This window comes from Photobacterium halotolerans DSM 18316 (assembly GCF_000425165.1).
GTDB lineage: Bacteria > Pseudomonadota > Gammaproteobacteria > Enterobacterales > Vibrionaceae > Photobacterium > Photobacterium halotolerans.
On record NZ_KE384322.1, the window covers coordinates 275,776 to 283,286 of the forward strand.

Consider the following 7,511-nt stretch of genomic DNA (forward strand, 5'->3'; position numbering starts at 1 on the left):
GATTTGACTTGTGACATAGGGTATCGTATTATTGACATAGCTGGTGCAGACCCCTCCGAAGTTAAACCCTTCGAAATGTCTAGCGCAATGGCACAAAGAGTTTTTAGCTAGTGTAGAACCCTTTCCCTGAAATACGGTGATATTTCTAACACAATGGCACAAGAGAACAAAGCCCTCCAATGTGAGGGCTTTGTTTTATCAAAATTTTGAACGTAGTTGATGTAGATACAATCGCGTATACATCTGCCAAAGAAAACTCAGGTTTCAGTATCCTCTCACTTGCACTAGATTAATCTCAAACAGTCTGCACCTTCACCTACAAAACCGGATTGTTAAGCTAGGCTTTACTTTGTATCTAGCACCCTCTTTACCAAAGTATCTATTACTGCATGTGATTTCAGATCTATACCCTGCCCATTAAAAATTTATGTCGTGGGCATTATGTGGCCACAAATAAACAAAAAACATAATTAAAACAGCACCTTACAGTAATAAAAAAGGCCCTCAATGAGCGCCTTTTTGTCTTCAGTGAACAAGCATCAAAGATTTGGCCCCAGCCATTTCTCCGCTTCAAGCTCATCCCAGCCTTTACGCTCGGCGTAGCTTTCCATCTGATCGCGCTGGATCTGGGCGACGGCAAAATAGCGCGATTCCGGGTGTGAGAAGTACCAGCCCGATACGGCTGCGCCCGGCCACATGGCGTAGCTTTCCGTCAGGATCATGCCGGTATTGGCTTCAGCATCCAACAGCTTCCAAATCTCGCCTTTCTCTGTGTGTTCAGGGCAAGCGGGATAGCCTGGCGCAGGCCGGATACCCTGGTATTTTTCACGGATCAGATCTTCGTTGCTCAGGTTCTCGTCCGGCGCATAGCCCCAGATCTCCTTGCGGACAGTCTCGTGCATGAATTCGGCAAAGGCTTCGGCAAGACGATCAGCCACCGCCTGAATCATGATCGCGTTGTAGTCGTCGCCTTTGGCTTTGAACTGATCGGCAATCTCATATTCACCGATACCGCCGGTTACCGCAAAGGCTCCGATCCAGTCAGCTTTACCGCTTTCTTTCGGGGCAATGTAATCCGACAGACAGTAATTCGGCCCTTTGGGTTTTTCTGTCTGCTGGCGCAGTCCGCGCAAGGTTGTCAGCACCTGGGTTCGGCTCTCATCGGTGTAGACTTCGATATCATCACCAATATTATTGGCCGGGAACAAACCACAGACGCCATTGGCCTTGATCATGCCGCTGGCTTCGATCTCATCCAGCAGTTGGTTGGCATCGTCAAATAAGCGCTGGGCTTCCTGACCCACGACTTCATGACGCAGAATAGTGGGATATTTGCCGCTCAGCGACCAGGTCATAAAGAAGGGCGTCCAGTCGATATAACGCCGCAGGGTCGCAATATCAAAATCCTTGAACACGTGGATCCCCGGTTTTTGCGGCGCGGGAGGGGTGTAGCTATTCCAGTCGATCGCCACTTTATTGGCACGGGCAGCTTCCAGGCTGACAGGGGCACTTCGTGGACGCTTGCGGGCGTGTTGTTCACGCACCACCTCGTATTCCTGGTCAAGACGCTCAACAAACGCCGGTCGCTGGACATCCGACAAGAGTGCCGAACATACCCCGACAGCACGCGAGGCGTTTGAGACATAAACGACCGGGGCATGGTAGTTCTGCTCAATTTTGACCGCCGTGTGGGCCTTGGAGGTGGTTGCCCCGCCAATCAGCAGAGGCAGATCAAAGCCCTGACGCTCCATTTCTTTGGCGACATGCACCATTTCATCGAGTGAAGGAGTGATCAGCCCGGAGAGACCGATAATATCGACCTTCTCTTCTTTGGCCACTTTCAGGATCTTGTCGCAAGACACCATGACACCCAGGTCGATGATCTCGTAGTTATTACACTGCAGCACCACACCGACAATGTTTTTGCCGATATCGTGCACATCGCCTTTCACCGTGGCGAGCAGTATTTTGCCGTTAGTGCGCCCGGCCTGCTTCTCGGCATTGATGTAAGGTTCGAGATAGGCGACCGCCTGTTTCATCACCCGGGCTGATTTCACCACCTGAGGCAGGAACATTTTCCCTTCACCGAACAGATCACCGACTATGTTCATCCCTGCCATCAAAGGCCCTTCTATGACCTCTAACGGTTTTTCTGCGTTCTGACGGGCTTCTTCGGTATCTTCAACAATAAACTCAGTGATCCCTTTGACCAGCGCATGGGACAGACGCTTATCGACCGGCCAGCCGCGCCATTCGGCGGCCGTTTTATCTTCTACCGCTTCGCCGCTGCCCCGGTATTTGTCCGCAAGATCCAGCAGGCGCTCAGTAGAATCATCCCGGCGGTTCAACACAACATCTTCCACCGCTTCGCGCAGCTCGTCTGCCAGATCATCGTAAATGGCCAGCTGACCGGCATTCACTATGCCCATATCCATGCCGTTTTTGAAACAGTGATACAGGAACACGGCATGAATCGCTTCCCGCACAGGTTCATTACCACGGAACGAGAAAGACACATTCGATACGCCGCCCGACACCATTGCATGCGGCAGAGTGCGCTTGATGTCTCCTACGGCTTCAATGAAATCCACCGCGTAGTTATTGTGCTCATCAATCCCGGTGGCTACCGCGAAAATGTTCGGGTCAAAAATGATATCTTCCGGCGGGTAACCCACCTCATCCACCAGAATGCGGTAGGCATTGGTACAGATCTCTATCTTACGCTCACGGGTATCGGCCTGACCGACCTCGTCGAACGCCATCACAATCACAGCTGCACCATAGCGGCGGATCAGTTTCGCCTGCTCAACAAACTTCTCTTTGCCTTCTTTGAGAGAAATTGAGTTAACAATGGGTTTTCCCTGTACGCACTTCAGGCCGGCTTCCAGTATTTCCCACTTGGAGGAGTCAATCATAATAGGGACGCGGGAGATTTCAGGCTCAGAAGCGCACAGATTCAGAAAGCGCACCATGGCAGCTTCGGCATCCAGCATGCCTTCGTCCATATTGATATCGATGATCTGAGCGCCGGCTTCCACCTGCTGACGCGCCACTTCCAGCGCTTCGTCATACAGCTCTTCTTTGATCAGGCGACGAAAACGGGCCGAACCGGTCACATTGGTGCGCTCACCGACATTGACAAATAAAGTGTCTTTTTCAATGGTCAGCGGCTCGAGACCTGACAAGCGGCAGGCCACAGGGATCTCAGGCAATTGACGGGGCGCGACATTCGCCGTCACCCGGGCCATTTCACGAATATGCTCTGGCGTGGTGCCACAACAACCGCCCACCAGGTTCAGGAAGCCGGACTCTGCCCACTCTTTGATATGCTCGGCCATTTCAGCCGCTTCCAGATCATATTCACCAAACGCATTGGGCAGACCGGCATTCGGGTGCGCTGAGACCGCACACTCCGAAATACGTGATAATTCTTCCACATACTGGCGCAGCTCATCCGGCCCCAATGCACAGTTAAGGCCAAACGAAACAGGTTTAACGTGTCGCAGAGAATTGTAAAAGGCTTCAGTAGTTTGTCCTGATAAGGTACGGCCGGAAGCATCGGTGATTGTGCCTGAAATCATGACAGGTAAAGTCACACCCAGCTCTTCAAAGACCGTATCCACGGCAAACGCACAGGCTTTGGCATTCAGGGTATCAAAAATCGTTTCAATCAGAATGATATCGGCCCCGCCGGCTATCAGGGCGCGGGTTGATTCGGAATACGCTTCTACCAGCAGATCAAACGACACGTTCCTGAAACCCGGATCGTTGACATCCGGCGATATTGAACAGGTACGGTTGGTCGGACCGAGTACACCGGCCACAAAGCGCGGTTTGTCCGGGGTTTTCGCCGTCCATTCATCAGCCGCCTGGCGGGCCAGCTTAGCCGCTTCGAAATTAATCTCAGCGCTCAGGCTCTCCATGTCATAGTCAGCCATGGCGATGGTCGTTGCGTTGAAGGTGTTGGTCTCAAGAATATCGGCGCCGGCCTCAAGGTAAGCGGAGTGAATATCCTTGATCAGTTGTGGCTGGGTGAGTACCAGCAGATCGTTATTGCCTTTAAGATCCGAATGCCAATCAGAAAAACGTTCACCACGGTAATCCTCTTCATCCAGCTTGTAGCTCTGGATCATGGTGCCCATGCCCCCATCTATAATGAGGATCTGTTCCTTAAGTCGCTTTTGTAATAAATCCGTACCCTTCGACACTGCTTACTTCCTTACACTTAAACCTATCAGCTGCTAACATCCTATCACAGCCTGATTGGAAATCTAGACGTCCATACATCGTTTACGAAAACTTATTATCCAAGCATAAGCCTAAAGTTTTTATGGCTATCAGAGGCCCGAACATTTATATTTTGTCACAATTTTTGCTTAACACTTTAACAACAGATGAGGATCAAGGATGTCGGTATACAGTACCCTCTGTTTTCTCGCCGCCGCCGCGATGGTTATTGCCTTTATTAACCACAAAATAGGCAAGATGCAAACCACTATCGCCATCACAGCCGGTGCTATTATTTTATCGCTCGGGATTGTGGTCGCAGGTCACAACGGCTGGTTTCACCTGGAAGAAATCGCAGCGGAACAGCTGGGTCAGATCGACTTCGAAAGCTTTCTGCTAAAAGGCATACTGGGCTTCCTGCTCTTTGCCGGCGGGTTAGGCATCAAGTTGCCACATCTCGAAGATCAAAAATGGGAAATCACCATTCTGGCTCTGGGGGCCACACTGTTCTCCACTTTCTTCATCGGTGGCAGTCTGTGGTGGATATGCCAGATGCTGGGAATCCAGTTTGACCTGATTTACTGCCTGCTGTTCGGCGCATTAATTTCACCGACTGACCCGATAGCCGTGCTGGCGATAGTGAAAAAACTGCACGCACCGCGCCGCATCTCCACCCAGATTGAGGGTGAGTCGCTGTTTAACGATGGTTTTGGTCTGGTCATCTTCGTGACTTTGTTTACCATCGCCTTTGGTGATGAAGCCCCTACTGTGCTGGGCGTTGGCCATCTTTTCCTGCAGGAAGCCATTGGCGGCATAACCTATGGTTTTGTTCTCGGCCTGCTGTTCCATTACCTGATCAGTTCGACCGATGATCACTCCATGGAGCTGCTGCTGACCCTGGGGATCCCAACGGCAGGGTATGCTTTTGCCGATGTGATTCATGTGTCCGGGCCGCTCGCTATGGTGGTCTCCGGTATCATGATAGGCAACTGGACCCGTTATATCGGCTTTTCTAAAGAGAGTGAGGATCATCTGGATCACTTCTGGGAACTGGTTGATGAGTTCCTGAACGGTGTACTCTTCCTGCTGATTGGTATGAGCATGCTGTCATTCAGCTTCCATGAGGAAGACTGGACACTGATGGTGATTGCGGTACCGCTGGTACTGCTGGCGCGCTATCTGAGTGTGAAGCTGTCGTACCTCGGCTTTAAGCGCTATCGCCAATACAATCCCGAATCGGTGAAAATCCTCACCTGGGGTGGCTTGCGTGGTGGCCTGGCGCTGGCAATGGCGATGGCGATCCCTGCCGGTGTTATCGTCATTCCGGAAAAAAACATTGATGTGAAAGAGATTATTCTGGTGATGACCTACTCGGTTGTGGTGTTCTCTATCCTGATCCAGGGCTCTACCATCACACCTATGATCGAAAAAGCCAAAGTCTGGGAAGCGAACAAAGCGAAAGACAACAAACCCACCGCCCATCCCCACCAACAGCCGGAAACCGATCCAAAATCCTGAATACCTGAACCCTGACCATGAAAAAGACCTGCTTTGGCAGGTCTTTTTCATGGTCAGGGCAACGTCAGTCAGTCGTCCTTGGTGAATTTGTCTTCCGAGAAATGCTCCAGATCATAAGGCGTTTGCTGGTAAACACAATAGTTCAGCCAATTAGCAAACAGCAGATGACCATGGCTGCGCCAACTCGCCACAGGCGGTTTATCCGGATCATTATCCTGATAATAATTCACCGGGATCTTGGGCTCCATCCCCTCCCCCAAATCACGCATATATTCATTATGTAATGTATGAGCATCGTATTCAGGATGCCCGGTCACGAAAACATTGCGCTTATCTTTGGTAGTGGCCAGATACACACCTGCCTGATCAGAGGTGGCCAGAATGTCCAGATCAGTGTGCTCGGATAAGAACTCAGGTGAGAAGTCGGCATAGCGCGAGTGGGGAGCCCAAAAGGTATCGTCAAACCCTCTCAAAAGGGGGTGATGTGGATTGTGAACCCTATGGGTGTAGATACCTGACAATTTCTCTTTGCGGGTACGCTTAGGCAAATCGTACATCAGCTTAAGTCCAGCCTGAGCGGCCCAGCACACATACATGGTCGAAGTGACATGTCCTTTCGCCCAGTTCAGAATGGCCTGGATTTCTTCCCAGTACAGCACATCTTCAAACTGCACCAGGCCCAGCGGAGCACCTGTCACAATCAAGCCGTCGAAATTTCTGTGCTTTACCATTTCGAACTGCCGGTAGAAGGTGTCCAGATGCTCCGTTGGCGTATTTTTGGTCGGGCGGTTATCAATTCGCAGTAACTCAACATCCACCTGCAGGGGACTGTTGGATAACAGACGGAGAAACTGAGTTTCAGTTTCAATTTTTTTCGGCATCAGATTAAGCAACAATACCTTCAGCGGGCGAATTTCCTGACTGGCAGCGCGTTTTGCAGACATGACAAAGATATTCTCACTGCGGAGAATATCCGTTGCCGGTAACTGATCAGGAATTTTAATGGGCATATGTTGCTCTCCCTAAGATGTACAGACGTCCAGATACCCAAAAATTATAGAATTTCTATTCACACTGCAAGCATTACCGCATTAAAAGAATTATAGATAGTTAAGGAGATAATGAATAATTCTAATGAAAGCAATGAAGTAGCGGAAGAGACGCTGAAAATAGCAGATAGCAGAAATGAAAAAACCCAGCCAAAGGCTGGGTTTTGAAGGGGGAGCTTAGCAATGTCCTACTCTCACATGGGGAGACCCCACACTACCATCGGCGCTGCTGCGTTTCACGTCTGAGTTCGGCAAGGGATCAGGTGGTTCCACAGCGCTATTGTCGCTAAGCAAATTCTGGTGCTAGTACCCAGATTTGAACTGGGGGCCTCACCCTTACCAAGGGTGCGCTCTACCAACTGAGCTATACCAGCAAAATTTTATCTAAACAAAGTCTTACGCTTACTGCTTTGTTTCGGTCATCTTGCGTGATGCGATGCAGATTTTGAACTGAGAAGCGCAGTGTGCATTAGCACATGAGCATCGCAAGTATCAAAAGATGCGAGCTATCACCCAAGATGGGCAATGAAAGCCTGGCGATGTCCTACTCTCACATGGGGAGACCCCACACTACCATCGGCGCTGCTGCGTTTCACGTCTGAGTTCGGCATGGGATCAGGTGGGTCCGCAACGCTATGGTCGCCAAGCAAATGCTTTATCTACCGCCCGCAGGCGATAAATCACAATCTGGGAAAGGTAACTAGTGTTCTCAGCACA

At 50.5% G+C, this 7,511-nt stretch carries 3 protein-coding genes, 1 tRNA gene and 2 rRNA genes; 1 reads left to right on the top strand and 5 read right to left on the bottom strand.

Features of this window, described 5'->3' with window-relative positions:
- Positions 1-539: 539 nt before the first annotated feature.
- On the bottom strand, positions 540-4,208 hold the full coding sequence (gene metH, locus H511_RS0119080) for a methionine synthase (protein ID WP_027253767.1): 3,669 nt from the start codon (positions 4,206-4,208) through the stop codon (positions 540-542).
- Positions 4,209-4,407: 199 nt separating this feature from the next.
- Here metH and H511_RS0119085 point away from each other — a divergent pair, with 199 nt between their 5' ends.
- Complete coding sequence (locus H511_RS0119085) at positions 4,408-5,745, top strand: cation:proton antiporter (protein WP_027253768.1); 1,338 nt, start codon at positions 4,408-4,410, stop codon at positions 5,743-5,745.
- 68 nt (positions 5,746-5,813) lie between these two features.
- Here the strand turns inward: H511_RS0119085 and metA are convergent, their stop codons facing one another.
- The 4 genes from metA to rrf (H511_RS0119110) all read right to left on the bottom strand — a co-directional run bounded on the left by metA (position 5,814) and on the right by rrf (H511_RS0119110) (position 7,441).
- On the bottom strand, positions 5,814-6,755 hold the full coding sequence (gene metA / locus H511_RS0119090; protein ID WP_027253769.1) for a homoserine O-acetyltransferase MetA: 942 nt from the start codon (positions 6,753-6,755) through the stop codon (positions 5,814-5,816).
- A gap of 214 nt (positions 6,756-6,969) precedes the next feature.
- Positions 6,970-7,085: ribosomal RNA gene (rrf, locus tag H511_RS0119100) — 5S ribosomal RNA — on the bottom strand.
- A 7-nt stretch (positions 7,086-7,092) separates the two neighbouring features.
- Positions 7,093-7,168, bottom strand: a tRNA-Thr gene (locus H511_RS0119105).
- 157 nt (positions 7,169-7,325) lie between these two features.
- Positions 7,326-7,441: ribosomal RNA gene (gene rrf, locus H511_RS0119110) — 5S ribosomal RNA — on the bottom strand.
- Positions 7,442-7,511: the final 70 nt, after the last annotated feature.

What these genes read in the sequence shown, in the direction of transcription:
- H511_RS0119085 (WP_027253768.1), top strand. Translation starts at nt 4,408, where the DNA reads ATGTCGGTATACAGTACCCTCTGTTTTCTCGCCGCCGCCGCGATGGTT.
- metA (WP_027253769.1), bottom strand. Translation starts at nt 6,755, where the DNA reads ATGCCCATTAAAATTCCTGATCAGTTACCGGCAACGGATATTCTCCGC.